At 37.7% G+C, this 17,278-nt stretch carries 15 protein-coding genes; 6 read left to right on the forward strand and 9 right to left on the reverse strand.

The genetic code is table 11. The annotated features are described in order from the left end of the window. Window positions 1-42 precede the first annotated feature (42 nt). Entirely contained in the window at window positions 43-393 is a 351-nt protein-coding gene (locus tag ACPDG9_RS02455) for a tRNA-binding protein (RefSeq protein WP_430526225.1), read from the forward strand. A gap of 92 nt (window positions 394-485) precedes the next feature. On the opposite strand, the gene ACPDG9_RS02460 is transcribed toward ACPDG9_RS02455, so the two are convergent. Next, the gene (locus tag ACPDG9_RS02460; RefSeq protein ID WP_430526226.1) at window positions 486-1,625 is read right to left on the reverse strand and encodes a DUF2891 domain-containing protein; all 1,140 of its coding nucleotides are present in this window, start codon (window positions 1,623-1,625) and stop codon (window positions 486-488) included. Between the two features lie 187 nt (window positions 1,626-1,812). Between ACPDG9_RS02460 and ACPDG9_RS02465 the strand changes: the two genes are divergently transcribed. The 5 genes from ACPDG9_RS02465 (at window position 1,813) to metG (ending at window position 5,912) form a co-directional block, all read left to right on the forward strand. Continuing rightward, window positions 1,813-2,379: a hypothetical protein gene (locus ACPDG9_RS02465; RefSeq protein ID WP_430526227.1), complete on the forward strand. Its 567-nt coding sequence runs from the start codon at window positions 1,813-1,815 to the stop codon at window positions 2,377-2,379. Between the two features lie 3 nt (window positions 2,380-2,382). Further along, a complete protein-coding gene (locus ACPDG9_RS02470; protein ID WP_430526228.1) occupies window positions 2,383-2,835 on the forward strand; it encodes a cytochrome d ubiquinol oxidase subunit II in 453 nt (150 codons plus the stop codon). A 28-nt stretch (window positions 2,836-2,863) separates the two neighbouring features. Then, window positions 2,864-3,109, forward strand: a complete 246-nt coding sequence (locus tag ACPDG9_RS02475; protein WP_430526229.1) for a hypothetical protein — start codon at window positions 2,864-2,866, stop codon at window positions 3,107-3,109. Window positions 3,110-3,180: 71 nt separating this feature from the next. Then, window positions 3,181-3,678 (forward strand): hypothetical protein, encoded by a 498-nt coding sequence (locus tag ACPDG9_RS02480; RefSeq protein ID WP_430526267.1) that lies wholly within the window; start codon window positions 3,181-3,183, stop codon window positions 3,676-3,678. 173 nt (window positions 3,679-3,851) lie between these two features. After that, window positions 3,852-5,912 carry a methionine--tRNA ligase gene (metG, locus tag ACPDG9_RS02485; RefSeq protein ID WP_430526230.1) on the forward strand — a complete coding sequence of 687 codons (2,061 nt, stop codon included), beginning with the start codon at window positions 3,852-3,854 and terminating at the stop codon, window positions 5,910-5,912. Window positions 5,913-5,956: 44 nt separating this feature from the next. On the opposite strand, the gene ACPDG9_RS02490 is transcribed toward metG, so the two are convergent. The 8 genes from ACPDG9_RS02490 to ACPDG9_RS02525 all read right to left on the reverse strand — a co-directional run bounded on the left by ACPDG9_RS02490 (window position 5,957) and on the right by ACPDG9_RS02525 (window position 17,216). After that, window positions 5,957-6,907, reverse strand: a complete 951-nt coding sequence (locus tag ACPDG9_RS02490; RefSeq protein ID WP_430526231.1) for an aldo/keto reductase — start codon at window positions 6,905-6,907, stop codon at window positions 5,957-5,959. Window positions 6,908-7,041: 134 nt separating this feature from the next. Further along, window positions 7,042-9,876, reverse strand: coding sequence for a TonB-dependent receptor (locus ACPDG9_RS02495; protein WP_430526232.1), 2,835 nt, complete (start codon window positions 9,874-9,876; stop codon window positions 7,042-7,044). Window positions 9,877-9,982: 106 nt separating this feature from the next. Further along, entirely contained in the window at window positions 9,983-11,605 is a 1,623-nt protein-coding gene (gene pgi / locus ACPDG9_RS02500) for a glucose-6-phosphate isomerase (RefSeq protein WP_430526233.1), read from the reverse strand. 18 nt (window positions 11,606-11,623) lie between these two features. After that, window positions 11,624-12,847, reverse strand: a complete 1,224-nt coding sequence (locus ACPDG9_RS02505; RefSeq protein ID WP_430526264.1) for a peptidoglycan DD-metalloendopeptidase family protein — start codon at window positions 12,845-12,847, stop codon at window positions 11,624-11,626. Window positions 12,848-12,883: 36 nt separating this feature from the next. Then, a complete protein-coding gene (locus ACPDG9_RS02510) occupies window positions 12,884-13,759 on the reverse strand; it encodes a tryptophan 2,3-dioxygenase family protein (RefSeq protein ID WP_430526265.1) in 876 nt (291 codons plus the stop codon). Between the two features lie 57 nt (window positions 13,760-13,816). Beyond that, window positions 13,817-14,593: a DUF3108 domain-containing protein gene (locus ACPDG9_RS02515; RefSeq protein WP_430526234.1), complete on the reverse strand. Its 777-nt coding sequence runs from the start codon at window positions 14,591-14,593 to the stop codon at window positions 13,817-13,819. Between the two features lie 257 nt (window positions 14,594-14,850). After that, complete coding sequence (hppD, locus tag ACPDG9_RS02520; RefSeq protein ID WP_430526235.1) at window positions 14,851-16,011, reverse strand: 4-hydroxyphenylpyruvate dioxygenase; 1,161 nt, start codon at window positions 16,009-16,011, stop codon at window positions 14,851-14,853. A gap of 44 nt (window positions 16,012-16,055) precedes the next feature. Then, complete coding sequence (locus ACPDG9_RS02525; RefSeq protein ID WP_430526236.1) at window positions 16,056-17,216, reverse strand: homogentisate 1,2-dioxygenase; 1,161 nt, start codon at window positions 17,214-17,216, stop codon at window positions 16,056-16,058. Between the last annotated feature and the right edge of the window lie 62 nt (window positions 17,217-17,278).

The raw sequence follows: 17,278 nt of genomic DNA on the forward strand, positions 1-17,278 counted from the left end.
TTTAATTTTTCCTTATTTTTGAGTTTACACAAAACTTAAATTATGGAAAACAGCAACAATAATTCGCTGACGTGGGATGATTTCATGAAAGTAGAAATGCGCGTTGGTACGATTATTCAAGCCGAAGAATTCAAAGAAGTACGCAATCCTGCGTATAAATTAGTTGTAGATTTTGGAGAAGAAATTGGCATGAGGAAAACCTCAGCTCAGATTACAAAATTATACACGCCTGAAGAGTTAATAGGAAAACAGGTTATTGCAGTAGTTAACTTTCCACCTAAACAAATTGCCAACATCATGAGTGAATGTTTGGTTATGGGAGCGGTAGAAGGCAAAGAAGTAACACTAATGAGCTTAGACAAACCCGTAAAAAACGGATTGAGAATAGGATAAAAAAGGTTTCGCGAGCGAAACCTTTTTGTTTTTAATGGTATATTCTTTGTGGATGAATGCTCATCAAACGAATCCACTTTCAGTTTTTTGGATTAATCATGGTGTACTAACGCATAGAGTGCAAAAGTTCCCAGCCAATGGCTACCCATATAATCATCATCTGTTATATTGCCAAAAGAAGCGTCAAAATGTTGTTTACCAATAGTGCGCAAATGAGTTAATTCGGGTAATTTCTTCGCCAAATCAGTCAAGCAAGTCGTTCTGCTGAAGTTTAATCCATCCAAATGTACAAGGTGGCCGTCCGTTCTGTCGGATACCTTACCTACTGCTAATTGAAAATCTTCGGTAAAAATAGCCGGTAAAAAAGTAGACAACCACGTTCTAAAAGTAGCTTCATCTTGTATTTTACTCATCAAACGGGCTTCTTCCAAACAAGGAGATAAGAAATCATGTCCACTCGGTTCAAAAGCGAGGTTACAATTGACATCTTTTGCATACAAGCGATTTGCTGTTTCAATCAGTATAGTTTCAAACGCGGATTTTTTCATCAAACGCGCATATTCCAAAGAAAGCGATAATCCGTAAGCGGTATTATCATGCGTTCCTGTGCGAATCGGATAATTTAATTTAGGTAAATATTCTTGATAGCGTTCCACTAATACCTCAGCTAAAGGTTCTAAGACCTTCGCCCAGCGTTGCGCATCTTGATCTTCCCAGGTCGATAAAGTTCCGTGTAGCTGAAAAAGCCAAGCCCATCCATAGGTACGCTCAAAAGTTCGATTGTTTGGATCCTCAAAAAAAGCCAATTCTACGGCTACATTTTCGGTCGTAATCAATGCATTTAAGCGCTCGCGAATACGGTGTTGTTGGTCGAGTTCTGGAAAGCGCTTCATCAATTCCACAATAGACCAATACCCGTGAACCGCGGAATGCCAATCAAAACAACCATAAAAAACAGGACGCAACTGTTTGGGCGTTTTTAAATCTGCATCTGCGCCCAAAACTTGTCCTAATTTATTGGGATACTCTTGTTGAAGACAATGCAAAGGCAAAGCAATAATTTTTGTTGCCTCTTCTATCCCCAACACCAAAGGCTCAGTGGCCGTTTGTTCTTCGCCATATTCTTCGCCATATTCTTTGTTATATTCTTTATCATATTCTTTGTTTTTCTCTTTAGGCGTACAGCCTAATAAAGCAAAACTCAACACGGTGTAAATACCTATTTTTTTCATTCTTTTACTTTAAACACCCAATGTAGGAATTATTCTAAAAACAAGGAACTTCAACAGTCAAATAATTAAGCTATTTTCTTTCACATCCCTCTTTTTATCTTTCTGATTGTCTTTGATTTATAAAAAAGCAGTTGATTTAAAAAATATACAGCTCAGACGTTCACTTTTTTGTACATTTGAAATAAAAATGCGTAGAATCACCTTATCCTTTTTCGGCGTACTCTTGTTGGCCATCACTATTATCTCGTGTGACAACAAGTCCTTGAATCCCTCTAAGGCTATTACAGCCATTGAGGCTTATATGGAAACACAACCCATCTATGAAAGTACAACCTTTTCGGTTGGAGAGACGAAATTAAGAACTAAAAAAGACGGCGAGCTCATCAAGCAATACCAACAATTGGCGGATGAGGGTTATCTCAATCTCTCGGAGTTTTCAACCAAAAAACGCTTCCTATCGAAAGATAGTCTATGGCAGGGAACCATCAAACTGACCGAGAAGGCTCATCCTTTTGTGTTAGAACAGAAAAACAATAAAGTTAAAATTAAAACCATTGAATACCTCGTTGATAAAGACAATGGTTTTCAATTAGATACCAAAGGCAAAAAATCAGCAACAGCAACAGTGATGTTAAAAAAGAGTCCAACACCTTTTCATTTCCTCAAAGAAGACAAATCACCTCATACGGAGTTTATTACAAGAAAATTTAAAATGAAGTATTCCGAAGAAACAGGTTGGAAAATCACAAAGTAACAGATGGGAAAGAATATATTTATCTTGCTTTTAATCCAGGCACTTTTGGCTATACTGATGGCCTTTTTAATTTCGAAGATGTCCTTCATCGGTCGAATGGGTATTACGTTTGTATACAAAGAATATTTGGTCTTTAAATCTCCTTGGAAGACGGCTTTACTCCTATTTGCAGTTCAAGCTTTTCTAATCCTTATTCTTGCCTTTTTCAAGTATTTTACCCCGAGTAAAATAGCAAATACCATCGCTTTTTTCACAATATTAATTGGTCTCGGAGCCGCCTATTATACCTATCTTGACTTTACGACAACCTCACACAAATACATGAAGAGCAATTTCCACATGGGATTTTACTTGTTTTGGTTTGCTTGGATTTTTTCAGCGGTGTATATCTTGTTGTTAAAGAAAAGAAAAGTTGCGTTGACCAACTTAGAAACACCAGAGGTAACTACGGCATAATTTAACTACTATTTTAAAACTCAATTACATGAAAACATCCGCTCTCCTATTTTGTTCCCTTGTTCTTTTTGGCCTGTGGAGCTGTACAGATAAAAGTAAAGAAACACAAGAACCAGAACGCATCAAGTTGAATCAATCGACTTCAACAACGGAACAACCCGTTCAAATTCCCATGCACGGGACCAAAGAAAACAGTTCTTCTGGTATGACATCTTTCAAGATGAAGGAAGAAATGAAAGAAGAGAATACAGAAAAAAATACAGCTAAAGAATAAGGTTTAACTTCTAATCGTTTTTATTCCAATTAAAAATAGTTAAGTTTACCATACAAACCAATTAACTAATCATGAAGAACTATTTATTTGCAGTATCATCCCTGCTCCTTTTAAGCGTAACAGCTTGTAAAGACACGGGTAAAGAGCCCTCTACTATAACCATTGATGGAGCCACAACAGAACAACCGGCAAGTACGCCTACTCCTGAGCCCACGAAAGAAGCAACAGAGGAAGCAACACCTGCGCAACCTACACCAGTAGCGAGTACCCCAGCGACAACAAATCAAACCACTGCAGCTAGCAGTAAGTTGAATCCAGCGCATGGGCAACCAGGACACCGTTGTGACATTCCCGTTGGAACACCTTTAGATGCTCCTGCAGGAGGCGGCATGCAAACATCAGCTGCACCAGTAGCAGCAAGTCAAGGTCAACCTTTCTTGGTGAATGACCAAGCAAAAGATCGTATCATGCAAGAGCAAGGACAGTCAGCAAGTAGTGGAAAAATTAATCCTCCACATGGACAACCGGGGCACCGTTGTGATATTCAGGTGGGACAACCACTACCATAAAATAGCTATTTTATTATTTAATATCCGTAAAAAAGGCAAAATCGAATTGATTTTGCCTTTTTTATTGTTTGATCTGGGTAAAAAGCAGCAAAAACACTTCAAAATAATGCATTCAACTTACGGCAATAATGCTTATTTTTGCATTCTTATTAATTTCATATAGAATATAGTTTATGATACAAGATCCGAAGAGATATACGCTAACTGCGGCATTGCCTTATACCAATGGGCCAATCCATATTGGACACCTAGCGGGTGTTTATGTTCCAGCTGATATTTATGCTCGATTCTTGCGAATGCAAGGCAAAGATGTTGCCTTCATCTGTGGAAGCGACGAACACGGTGTGGCTATTTCTATGAAAGCAAAAAAAGAAGGCATTACCCCGCAACAGGTAATCGATAAATACAATGGTATTATCAAAAAATCGTTTGAAGATTTTGGTATTACCTTTGACAACTATTCGCGTACTTCTTCATCTATTCACCATCAAACAGCTTCTGAATTTTTCAAGAAATTGTACAACGAGGGAAAATTTATTGAAGAAGTAACAGAACAATTGTACGATGAGCAAGCACAACAGTTCTTAGCTGATCGTTTTGTAACGGGAACTTGTCCAAAATGTGCGAATGAAGAAGCCTATGGTGATCAATGTGAAAAATGTGGTACTTCTTTAAATGCCACGGATCTAATCAATCCTAAATCGACTCTTACAGGGAGTAAACCGATTTTAAAATCGACCAAACACTGGTTTTTACCCCTAGATCAATACGACGGATTTTTGCGTGAGTGGATCTTAGAAGGTCATAAAAACGATTGGAAACCCAACGTATATGGACAGGTTAAATCTTGGTTAGATGATGGTTTAAAACCGCGTGCAGTAACCCGTGATTTAGATTGGGGGATTCCTGTTCCTGTAGAAGGTGCAGACGGAAAAGTATTATATGTTTGGTTTGATGCGCCTATTGGGTATATTTCATCAACGAAAGAATGGGCTGCTCGTGTTGGGAAAGATTGGGAACCCTACTGGAAATCAGAAGACACCAAATTGGTTCACTTCATCGGAAAAGACAATATTGTTTTCCACTGTGTGATTTTCCCTGCGATGTTAAAAGCGGAAGGCAGCTATATCCTGCCAGATAACGTACCTGCGAATGAGTTCTTAAACTTAGAAGGAAACAAGTTGTCTACGTCTAAAAACTGGGCGGTTTGGTTGCATGAGTACTTGGAAGATTTCCCTGGGAAACAAGATGTATTGCGTTATGCACTAACCGCTAACGCACCTGAAACCAAAGACAATGACTTTACATGGAAAGATTTCCAAGCGAGAAATAACAACGAATTAGTAGCTATTTTTGGAAACTTCATCAACCGTGTCGTAGTACTAACGAATAAATATTACAACGGAGTAGTTCCGCAACCACATGCTTTTTCTGAGGTAGATATCGCAACGTTACAAGAGTTAAGAGCTTATCCAGCGGTGATTGAGAGTTCCGTTGACCGTTATCGTTTTAGAGAAGCTTTGGGTGAGATGATGAATGTGGCGCGTTTAGGAAATAAATACCTAGCAGATGAGGAACCTTGGAAATTAATCAAGGAAGATGCGGATCGCGTACAAACACAAATGTATGTAGCGCTACAAATTGCTGCAGCCTTAAGTACGTTGGCAGAACCATTCTTGCCGTTTACAGCAGCTAAATTAAAATCGATCTTGCGCTTAGCAACACCGATCGCTTGGTCTGCTGTTGAAGTAGATCAACCGTTGTTGAACGTAGGACATCAAATTGGAGAGGCAGAGTTATTATTTGCTAAAATTGAGGATGAAGAAATCCAAAAACAACTGGATCGTTTAGAAGCGTCCAAACAAGCAAATAAAGCAGCGAACACAGTAGTAGAACCCCAAAAAGAAACCGCTACTTATGACGATTTTACCAAATTGGATTTACGCGTAGGAACGATTGTAGAAGCAGAAAAAATGCCAAAAGCAAACAAGCTTTTAGTCTTAAAAGTGGATACAGGATTGGATGTAAGAACGATTGTATCGGGAATTGCAGAACACTTCAAACCAGAAGAAATCATCGGGAAACGCGTAACGGTTTTAGCTAACCTAGCACCAAGAGCACTACGTGGGGTAGAAAGTCAAGGGATGATCTTAATGACGGAAGATGCCAATGGCAAATTGGTATTCGTCAACCCAGATGAAGAAGGGGTACAAAACGGAGCAACGATTAATTAAATAGAATTCAAATAAAGAGCCTGCATGCCGCAGGCTTTTTATTTTTATCTCCATGTACTACTTTCTTCCAGAAGCAACAAATCATCCGCATCCAGTTTCACTTTAGTTGCCTGAATCAAACCCTGCAATTGTTTGGCGCTTGTTGCACTAACAATTGGCGATGTAATTACAGGTTGATGTAATAACCAAGCAATCGCTATTTCCGCACTTGTGGCTTGATGCTTTTGAGCTGTTTTCGCTAAAGCACTTAAAATAGCTAACCCACGATCGTTTAGATACTTTTCGACCATCATTTTACGAGCACTGCCTTCCAAATCTGCAGCTGTTGTATACTTCCCAGACAAGAAACCACTAGCTAACGCAAAATAAGGCGCTACAGCCAACTTTTCTTCCTCAACAATAGCTTTATACTCCGTTTCGAATTGTTCTCGATCATAGAGGTTATACAGCGGTTGTAGGGCAACGTATTTCGTCCATCCTTTGGCTTCTGCTACTTGATTACTTTCAAGTAAACGCTCCCCACTTAAATTAGAGGCTCCAAGTGTACGTACTTTTCCGGCTTGAATCAGTTCTTGAAAGGTTCCCATAATTTCTTCTACTCCTACGTTCACATCATCGTGGTGCGAATAGTACAAATCAATATAATCCGTACGCAAGCGCTGTAAAGACGCATCAATACCCTCGATGATCTGTTGTCTTGTTAATCCGCGTTCAACACCTTGCATCCCTCCACCTACTTTAGTGGCCAATATCACGTCTTGTCTTTTTTTGCTTTCCGCAAACCATTTCCCAATAATACGCTCCGACTCTCCCCCAGTGTTTCCAGCTACCCAATGAGAATAGCTATTGGCCGTATCAATAAAGTTAATCCCTTGCTCATGCAATTCATCTAACATACGCAAGGATGCTTTTTCATCCAAGGTCCATCCAAATACATTTCCACCGAAACAAATTTCAGAAATCGCTATATCCTCCGTTAATTTTTTTCTATTCATTTTTTATTTGTGCTTTTACTGACTCTACTTTTAATTCACTGTGAAAAACAACTTACAAAAAAATAGAAAAACATCCAACAAAAAAAGGATGGTTATTGCTAACCATCCTTTTATATTATCATTTAGAAAATTTACTAAAAATTAAATCTCATTGTAAAGTTCCAAGTTCTACCAGCTCCTAACATCACCTCGTTACGAACATCAACACCTTTCCAAGTTGTACTTTCTGGAGTTGCTTCAATATTTGTTCTTGCAGAAGAAATATAAGTCGTATCGAATAAGTTATTCACGTTGAAACGCATTGTTAAAGCATTTTGTTTTGCTTTACCAACTTCCATACGGTAAGATAATCCAGCATCCCATAAGTTAAATGCAGGTAATTTCATTGAACCGCTTTTACCTTCTTTATCTGCTTTATCAATTGCTAAAGATCCGTAGAAATTATCATTGAATCTGTAGTTACCATCGATTTTTAATCCTTTCACGATTTCGTAGCTCGCTCCTAAGTTTACGATCAACTGTGGTGCTCCACCAACTTTTGCTCCATCAATATACAACGTATGCGTTTTAAATCCTGATGCAGGGTTTCCTGGCTCTACATAAATCGGCTCATTTGTTTCTTGATTGTAATAAGAACCTGTTACATTTGATGCATATTTCCAATCACCCCAAGAGAAAGATCCCGTTAAGGTTAATTTATCTACAGGGTAGTAAATGAAGTCCATTTCCATACCCGAGTGGATTTGCTCAACACCTACTAAAGTAGCATAACCGTTAACTTGAACTGGTTTTCCATTAGAACCAATCTCTGCTGTATCGAATCGACCTGTAGCACGAGTTACTCTATCTTTCCAAGATGTTCTGTATAAGTTTAAGTTAGCTCTTAATTTATGACTTCTATATCCATATCCTGCCTCAAATCCTAAAACTTTCTCATTTGTAAGATTAGGGTTCAATGTATTGGTATTGTTCAAATACACTCCATTATTCATAAATGGTTGACGAGAGAAATAACCAGAGTTCACAAAAACATTGTGATTTTCATTGATGTTGTAATTTGCTCCCCCTTTAATACTTCCACCTAGAATACTTTCCCAGTCTGTTTTGTATGCTTTAGCTCCAGCTTCAGTAGAACGATCATAGTTGAAATAATCTACACGTTGCATCCATTGGTTAGAGATTGCTCCTTGAACGAAAACTGAAAGATCATCTTTAGAATATTCAACTTGTCCAAATCCTCCTAACCATTTTACGTTTCCGTCATTGTGGTATCCTACTTTTTCTCTATTGTTCCAATTTACCCATGGGTTCATTGTAGCTTTAGCTTCATACGTTTGACCAACTACATAATGTTGACCTCCGTTATTTTTATTATTATTTACATAATATCCGTCAGCACCTAACAAATTGTCTAATAATTGGTAGTGGTACCCTTTATAAATACGTCCATCTAAACCAAAATCAACGGTCCAATTTTCATTTACTTTAGCATTCATGTTGATTACCGTTCCGTACCAGTCATGTGAGTTAATACTTGAACGACGTGCCCAACCACCTCTACTTTTATTTCTTGAATCATAAGCCATTACATAATGACCTTGTTGACCTGGGTTATTAGGATTATCAACTAAAGGATTTCCAGTATTCCCCCAATCTGCAATTTTTTCACCTCTATTCCAAGCAGCGATATCGTCGAAACGAACATGCCCATTAGCATCTCTAACTTCCGTACCAAAGTCTCTGTAACCGTTTGGTCCACCTCCGATCGTTCCAGTTCCACCACCGCGACCCCAAGATCCGTAAAACACAGCCCCTAAAGTCCAAGTTTCGTTGATATTAAAGTCATAGTTAATCGACATTACTGGTTTATTGTAGTAATTCGATTTGAAGTTAAAACGCTCTCCGTTATAGAATCCAGTATCAGGGTTGAATCTCTTGTTCATTTTTCCATCATTCCATTTTTGGATATTTTCGATAGAAACTGAAGTAGAACGTTGATCGTGGTCTTGTTTAGCCCCAGTGAATGTGAATTGAACATTGTGGCGAGAATCTTTTGATTTATACCCTAAACCTAAGTAATAGTTATACCCTTCAAATCCTGTACCTTCAACATATCCATTTCCTCTAGTATAACCTAATAATACCGAAGCAGACAAACCATTCTCTAATACACCTGTATTATATGAGGCTAATCCTTTGAAGTAATCACCTGTACCTACACCCGCAGATATTGTTCCACCTTCGCGCGCATCAGAAGTACGTGTTAACACGTTAATAGTTCCTCCCACAGATGAAATCGCAATCTTAGAAGAACCTAAACCACGTTGAACTTGCATCGCAGAAGTCACGTCTGATAAACCAGCCCAGTTTGACCAGTATACAGCTCCGCCTTCCATATCATTAACAGGCATACCGTTAATTAATACAGCAACGTTTCTTTGGTCGAATCCACGAATATTAATATTCGAGTCTCCATACCCTCCACCACCTTTAGATGCATACACTGAAGGTGTTGTGTTTAAGATTTCAGGAAATTCTTGAGATCCCAATTTTTCTTGAATCTCAGCTGCTTTAATTGTAGATACAGCTACTGGAGTTTTACGGTCTTTAGCAACGTCCGCAACTCCCATGATAACGATATCCGCTAACATGTTTTCGTCTGGGTTTAAAACGATATTTCCAATGTTTGCAACTTGGTTTGCATCAACTTTGAAAGCTACTGTTTTAGACTGATAGCCAATAAAAGAGATAACAACTTCTCCTTTATCGCCTGTTACATTTAAAGTAAACACTCCATTTGCATCCGTAGATGTTCCATTTTGTGTTCCCTTAACCAATACAGTTGCACCAGGTAAACTCATATTAAGCTCACCGTCGATAACCGTACCCTTTACTTTGTTTTGTGAAAATGCAGATGTTGACGTAATCACCATTACGATAAACAACATCCAGTTCTTCAAGTTTCTCATTTTGTAAGTGTAAGTGATAAATTAATTTCACCGCAAATGTACAAAAAGATACACCTTAAATGTTACGAAATTATTAATTTTAACGTGCGACCCAATTTATTGAATTCTAAACGCTTTTATTTCGCAAGTAATAATTCAGCAAAAACGCTGTAGAACTATCGTGTTTCAGTACATTATTCGAAATAATTTCCTCCTGAATATTTTTTGCCAATACCTTGCCATACTCTACACCAAATTGGTCAAAACTGTAAATATTCCAAATCACACCTTGTATAAAAGTCTTGTGTTCATACAAAGCAACAAGTGCGCCTAGTGATTCTGGTGTTAATTTATCGATCAAAAGCGTATTTGAGGGTTTATTTCCTGTAAATTCTCTGAAATTTTGAATCAACGGATCTTCGTTTTCCCCTTCTTGAGTTGCTTCTTTTCCATTTAACAACGCTTCAGTTTGCCCAAAAAAGTTAGACATCAAGATATTGTGGTTGCTGTCTTTAGGCGAAAAGGGCTGAACGAAACCGATAAAATCAACAGGAACAATTTTAGTCCCTTGATGAAACAACTGAAAAAAAGCGTGTTGCGCAGATACCCCAACTTCTCCCCAAATCAACGTTCCTGTCTCATATGGAATGGAAACTCCTTCTCGGTTCTTATCTTTTCCATTGCTTTCCATAATCATTTGCTGTAAATGAGCAGGGAATTTTTCTAAAAATTGACTATACGGAACGACTGCCTCTGTCTCATATCCATAGAAATTATTATACCATACACTTAGTAGCGCGCAAACGACAGGTATATTATTTTCGAAAGAAGCCGTTCTAAAATGTTCATCCATCTTATTTGCTCCCTTCAATAATCGCTCAAAATTAGGATAGCCAATAGCTAAAGCAATAGACAAACCAACAGAACTCCATAAAGAGAAGCGCCCTCCAACATAGTCCCACATAGGGAAAACATTTTCACTCTTCACCCCGTAGGCGATTGCGCGATCAATCTCTGCCGTTACACCAACTAGATGTGTGCTTATTGCTTCTTTTTCCATTTTAGCCGACAACCATTGAACGACTTTATCGGCATTTAAAACAGTTTCTTGCGTAGTAAATGTTTTAGAAACAAGTAACACCAAGGTTGTTTCAGGATTTAATTTATCCAATACCGCATATAAATAATCATCGTCTACATTAGAAATAAAATGTGTATTTAGGTGATTGCGGTAATTTTCAAGTCCTTGTACCACCATTTTAGGTCCAAGATCAGATCCTCCGATTCCAATATTAATTACATCCGTAAATGGCTGGCCTGCACTAGAGGTATAGGTTCCATCAATTACCTGGGTTACAAAACCTTGCATGCGACTTCTAGTTTGGTGTATTTCATCCAAAACATTTACTCCATCAACCACGATAGAGGCGTTAGGGGTAAAATCGCGTAAAGCCGTATGCAATACGGCTCTATTTTCTGTCTTATTTAACTTGCTTCCCGTAAACAAGGCTTCAATTGCTTGTTTTAACTTCACCTCTTCCCCTAATTCAATTAGGTAAGTTAACGTTTCTTTGGTGATCTTGTTTTTAGAGTAATCAAGTAAAAAATCATCAAACTGAATATTGAGTGAATTCCCTCTACTAGGATCCTCTCTAAAGAGGTCTTGCATTTTAATAAACTTCATTTGCTCAAAGTGCTCGAGTAGTTTACCCCATGCAGCAGTACTAGTAGGATCAATTGTGTGTAACATTTTGACTTAAAACAGCTATTATTGATTAAATTTTTCTTTTATCATTGCGTCCAATTCCTCTTTCAAGGGTTGGATGTATTCTTTATAAGCAGGAATATCCTTTTTATCCATTGGTTCCGAATTCGGTAAAACTTGTCCTAATGGATCTACCTGAACCCCGTTTTTCCAAAATCGATAACACACGTGCGGTCCCGTTGCTAACCCAGTACTTCCAACCAATCCGATCGTTTGTCCTTGATCCACATATTGTCCTTTTCGAACGAGAATCTTAGACATATGCAAATATTGAGTTGAGTAGGTACCGTTGTGTTTTACTTTGACGTAGTTTCCATTTCCAGCAGTATAACCTGTACGTTCTACAACTCCAGAAGCTGTTGTCATAATAGGTGTACCACTAGGTGCTGCATAATCCGTTCCGTTGTGTGATTTCCATTTTTTCTGAACAGGATGGAATCTACTTTTAGTATATCTCGACGTGATTCGAAAAAATTTCAATGGTGCTTTTAAGAACATACTTTTCATTGGACGTCCAAGCTCATCATAATAGTCTTTTCCCTTCGCACCAGGTCTTTGGTATGGGAAAGAATACAAATCCTTTCCTCTATAATTAAAATACGCTGCCTCCACTTTAGAAATACCTACATAAACCGTATCATTGATGTATTTTTCTTCAATTGTAACAGCGAAGCGATCTTCTGGTTGTAATTTAAAAAAGTCGATTGACCAAGCGAATATCTGAGACATACGCGTTGCAAGTGATTGATCCACCCCTTCCTTACTCAAACTGATCGAAAGAGAGCCATCAATAGTCGAAGCAACGGTTCTTCTGCGGATGGTAACAGGATAGGTCATGGTATAAGCCGTAATGGTATCACGTAAGTCAATTACTTGATAACCTGAAATATTGGGGTGATAGACAAAAGCAGCCAATTTATCTGGATTATCTTTATATTTAATCAACGTGTACGGTTGACCGGCACGTATACCTCTAACATTAATCGTATCTTTTACTTTGGTAACAATGTTGTGAACATCAGAAGCATTGAGGTTGTAGTTGCCAAAAATCTTACCTAGGTTATCTCCAGACCGAATCGTATCCTCTTTTACGACATAATCTTTCAAATTAAACCCATATAATTCAGCCACTATTTCCTCTACCGTTTCTTGTTCAGCATCCTCACTTACTTCTATTTCCGCTTCTTTTTTACAAGAAGAAAAAAGAAGTAGCCCTGTTAACAACATAAAAATATTATACTTCAAACCTTCTTTTTTTCAATTTTAAACCAATCCTTTTCCCCAATTCTGTTTTTCTTCTTCCGACCATAGGGCAGGGAAGAAAATTCTCTTTTGATATTCTGGCAACATGTATTTCTTCCAATCACTTCCTCCTGTTGCTTCCTTGGTAACACCAGTACTTTCCAAGTATTTCAGCGCTGTTTTGTAGTGCCCTATTACCCAAGTCACATTCACGGTATAATCGTAGTGTCTCATGGCCTGAATTAATTCTGGACACTCCTTTGCTTCTTTGGGAAGTTCAACAAATTTCTGCCATAAATTTGTTTTTTCATAATCTTTCATTGCTTTAACAAAAGTTTGACTGTATTTTCTTTCAAACTCTCCCAGCAAATAGGTCTTTTCACCAGTCTGATAATTTTTCCCAGCCGCTTGCCAATACATAAACTCTAACGCATCTTCTTCCGAAATATTTTCTGTTATTTCGTGAATAAAGCGTTTATCGATTAAATTCTTCCAATCCGTAGAGCCAAATTCAATCAAGCGATATTGTGCACTTTGAAAACCGCTCGCTGGTGCTAGTGTATTGCGGAACTTGTTGTACTGATCTACATTCATTCCGTCACCCATAATGCTAAAAGAATTAGTCAACATATCAAAATATCGGCTAATTCTCATCAATTTATCTGTAAATACATCCACCTCAATTTGCGCTGTTGCAGCTAATTGTTCAATCTCCCATAGGATCATCTTAAACAATAATTCATTCACTTGATGGTACATAATAAACACCATCTCATCCGGATACAAGGTACGTTGAATCTGCAAACCGAGCAAGGCATCTGTTTGAATATAATCCCAATAAGTCAGTGGCTTAGCATACACTAATCCTTCTAAGTGAACGTTGGGATTTTGTCCCATTTTAGTAAACTTTTCTTCTAAGCTTTTTATATGTTGATTGGTTAAATCATTCATTGTCTATTCTTGTTTTAGAGTTGAAACTAACCCCTGGTATTCTTCTAAGTCCGCTTTCAAAGATCCAACAGCTAAACTGGCTTTAATTCGCAAAGGCACTTTATTAGCGTCTGCTGATACCCAAACAGTTAAACTCTCTTTTTCTTTAAAAACACGCCCAGCCATTACGTAGGGTCTGAAGGTTAAGGCTTTAATTTTTCCAAATTTAGTCTTTAATTCTGTTGTTCCTAAATACAACAGTTTAAAACGGAAAACTTCGCCATCAAAAAACATATCGATTTCAACAGCTTCATTTTTCTTTAGGTGATCCAATTTGGGATTATTTCTCAAATAGTAGAAAGCAGAGACGATATCCTGTACATTGGCTACAATAGGATACGTCGTTTCTTTATTCTTTTCGTAATCTTTGACTAAGACGTTATTTTTGGCATAATTAAAAAAGCCTTCTTGGTCTTTGGTGTAACCTCCTTCATCGATTTTTCGAATAAAACGATGAGGCACAACTTGTCCTTTTTCAAAATAACTTTGATAGTCATCATAAACTTTAAAAAACACTTTGGAAAGTCCGGTAGTATAGCCAATTCCCTTGGCATGATACATCGTTTGACCTTTATAGGTCACTTCAGACAGTTGCATTTCAGCAATACCTGCATTCAAAATACCATACGACACTCTGAACTTCAAGTACTCACCTGCTTTAAATGCTTGTGGTTTAGTCTGTGCAACCGAAAGAGTCACACAACATAGGAAGGTATAAAAAACAAATAAAACTTTTTTCATAGTCGGCTAATTTTATTCAAAAATAACAAACAAAAAAACCCAGTCAAATAATTGACTGAGTTTTTATGCTATTAACCAACCAAAAAACTATAAATTATGAAAAATTTATTACACTCAAATAAAGCTTATGACATCTCTATTTTTGCGAGTGCAAATGTACAGTTTTTTATTGATTATTCATATATCTTATATCTTTTAACCTCACTTTAACGACAACGTCCTAAAAATGAGTGTTTTTAAGATATCCTTAACTCAGATTATAGCGTACCTCTTAACTCTTGCTCACGCTCAATTGATTCAAAAAGCGCCTTAAAGTTACCTGCACCGAATCCTCTTGCACCCATTCTTTGAATAATTTCGAAGAATAAAGTTGGACGATCTTCTACTGGTTTAGTAAAGATTTGCAATAAGTATCCTTCTTCATCTGCATCAACTAAGATACTCAATTTTTGAAGCTCTTTAATATCTTCTTTCATCATATCCATGTGCACACCTAAACGGCCAGGGATTGCATCATAGTATGCTTGCGGTGGAGCAGACAAGAATTCAACTCCTCTTGCTCTCATTTCCCCAACTGTTTTGATGATATCATCTGTTGCAACAGCAATATGTTGAACTCCAGGACCATTATAGAAATCTAAATACTCTTCTACTTGCGATCTTTTCGCTCCTTCAGCAGGTTCGTTGATCGGGAATTTAATACGTCCGTTACCGTTTGACATTACCTTACTCATCAAAGCAGAATACTCTGTGTTAATTTGTTTGTCATCAAACGATAAGAAGTTTACGAATCCCATTACATCTTCGTACCATTTTACCCATGTATTCATTTCATTCCATCCCACGTTTCCTACCATGTGATCCACGTATTTCAAACCAACTGGTTTTGGATTGTATTCGCTTTCCCATTTAACGAAACCAGGCAAGAACACACCGTTGTAGTTCTTTCTTTCTACGAACATGTGTACCGTTTCTCCATACGTATAAATACCTGCGCGTACTGTTTCGCCGAATTCGTCTTTTTCAACAACAGGCTCCATGTATGATTTTGCACCACGGCTTGTTGTTTCTTCATATGCTTTGCGAGCGTCCTCTACCCAAAGTGCAACTACTTTAATTCCATCACCGTGTTGTACGATGTGGTTATTCAATTCAGACTCTGCTGTTAATGGTGTAGTTAAAACGATGCGAATTTTATCTTGTACTAAAACATAAGATGCTCTGTCTTTTACTCCTGTTTCTAATCCAGCATACGCTAAAGATTGGAATCCGAAAGCTGTTTTGTAGAAATGAGCAGCTTGTTTAGCGTTACCCACGATAAATTCTACGTAATCTGTTCCTAATAGAGGTAAGAAATCTTGTGCTCCTTCAAATATCTTTTCTAAGCCAAATTCAACCGACTTTACTTCTTTACTCATAATATAGTTTTTATTGTTGTTTATTTTTATTTACTTTTCTTTTGCTATTCTTCTAACCACGATTGGTAGTATTTATCGTCTGCAATTTTCATTGCTTCTTCCGTAACCATCAGCGGTTTAAATGTATCAACCATAACAGCTAATTCTTCCGTTACTGTTTTACCGATAGAGCGCTCTGCAGCTCCTGGATGCGGTCCGTGTGGAATTCCAGCAGGGTGCAACGAAATATGTCCAGGTGCGATATCATTTCGGCTCATAAAATCTCCATCGACATAATACAATACCTCATCACTGTCGATGTTACTGTGGTTGTAAGGTGCTGGAATTGCGTCAGGATGATAGTCATAAAGTCGCGGAACAAAAGAACAAACGACGAAACCTGCCGTTTCGAATGTTTGATGCACTGGTGGTGGTTGGTGAATACGTCCCGTAATCGGTTCAAAATCGTGAATAGAAAACGCATAAGGATAGTTGTATCCATCATATCCCACGACATCAAAAGGATGGGTTGCATACACCATCTCGAAGATTTCATCTTGTTTTCTCAACTTGATTAAGAAATCCCCCTTTTCGTCATAGGTTTCTAGATTTTCAGGACGACGGATATCTCTTTCACAGAAAGGAGAGTGCTCCATCAACTGACCAAACCAGTTTCTATAGCGTTTAGGCGTATAAAAAGGGTGTTTAGATTCAACGATAAACAAACGGTTATCTTCGGTATCGAAGTCCATTTTATAGATCATTCCCCTTGGAATCACTAAATAATCTCCGTATTTAAAGGTTAAATTTCCTAAAAAAGTTCGCAGTGTTCCTGAGCCCTTGTGGATAAAAATCAACTCATCTGAATCGGTATTCTTATAGAAATAATCCTCCATTGATTGTTTAGGAGCCGCTAATACAATGGTACAGTCACTATTGGTCAAAACTGCTTTTCGGCTTTCTAAAAAATCATTTTCGGGTTCTACTTGGAAACCTCTCAGTCGGTAAGATTGAATGTTATTTGCTTTCGCAATTTTAGGTGCGACAGAATACTGTTTTCGTATTTCTTTCACCTGTGTTGGTCGGTGTACATGGTACATATTCGTTGACATACCGTCAAATCCAACTGTACCAAACAATTGTTCATAATATAAGTCACCGTTCTCCTTGCGGAAAATCGTATGACGTTTAGGGGGAATACTCCCTAAGCGATGATATAAAGGCATAATTACTTATAGTTTTAAGGTTGGTAAAAAAATAATATAAGTAAAAGTCTCTCATTCAGGAT

Origin of the sequence: Myroides sp. C6-3, assembly GCF_050522425.1 — a bacterium.
Lineage (GTDB): Bacteria > Bacteroidota > Bacteroidia > Flavobacteriales > Flavobacteriaceae > Flavobacterium.

Coding starts and splice junctions, on each gene's coding strand:
- ACPDG9_RS02470 (WP_430526228.1), top strand. CDS start 2,383: ATGGGAAAGAATATATTTATCTTGCTTTTAATCCAGGCACTTTTGGCT.
- ACPDG9_RS02525 (WP_430526236.1), bottom strand. CDS start 17,216: ATGCCTTTATATCATCGCTTAGGGAGTATTCCCCCTAAACGTCATACG.
- hppD (WP_430526235.1), bottom strand. CDS start 16,011: ATGAGTAAAGAAGTAAAGTCGGTTGAATTTGGCTTAGAAAAGATATTT.
- ACPDG9_RS02455 (WP_430526225.1), top strand. CDS start 43: ATGGAAAACAGCAACAATAATTCGCTGACGTGGGATGATTTCATGAAA.
- ACPDG9_RS02465 (WP_430526227.1), top strand. CDS start 1,813: ATGCGTAGAATCACCTTATCCTTTTTCGGCGTACTCTTGTTGGCCATC.
- ACPDG9_RS02505 (WP_430526264.1), bottom strand. CDS start 12,847: ATGTTGTTAACAGGGCTACTTCTTTTTTCTTCTTGTAAAAAAGAAGCG.
- ACPDG9_RS02480 (WP_430526267.1), top strand. CDS start 3,181: ATGAAGAACTATTTATTTGCAGTATCATCCCTGCTCCTTTTAAGCGTA.
- ACPDG9_RS02490 (WP_430526231.1), bottom strand. CDS start 6,907: ATGAATAGAAAAAAATTAACGGAGGATATAGCGATTTCTGAAATTTGT.
- ACPDG9_RS02475 (WP_430526229.1), top strand. CDS start 2,864: ATGAAAACATCCGCTCTCCTATTTTGTTCCCTTGTTCTTTTTGGCCTG.
- ACPDG9_RS02510 (WP_430526265.1), bottom strand. CDS start 13,759: ATGGGACAAAATCCCAACGTTCACTTAGAAGGATTAGTGTATGCTAAG.
- pgi (WP_430526233.1), bottom strand. CDS start 11,605: ATGTTACACACAATTGATCCTACTAGTACTGCTGCATGGGGTAAACTA.
- metG (WP_430526230.1), top strand. CDS start 3,852: ATGATACAAGATCCGAAGAGATATACGCTAACTGCGGCATTGCCTTAT.
- ACPDG9_RS02460 (WP_430526226.1), bottom strand. CDS start 1,625: ATGAAAAAAATAGGTATTTACACCGTGTTGAGTTTTGCTTTATTAGGC.
- ACPDG9_RS02495 (WP_430526232.1), bottom strand. CDS start 9,876: ATGAGAAACTTGAAGAACTGGATGTTGTTTATCGTAATGGTGATTACG.
- ACPDG9_RS02515 (WP_430526234.1), bottom strand. CDS start 14,593: ATGAAAAAAGTTTTATTTGTTTTTTATACCTTCCTATGTTGTGTGACT.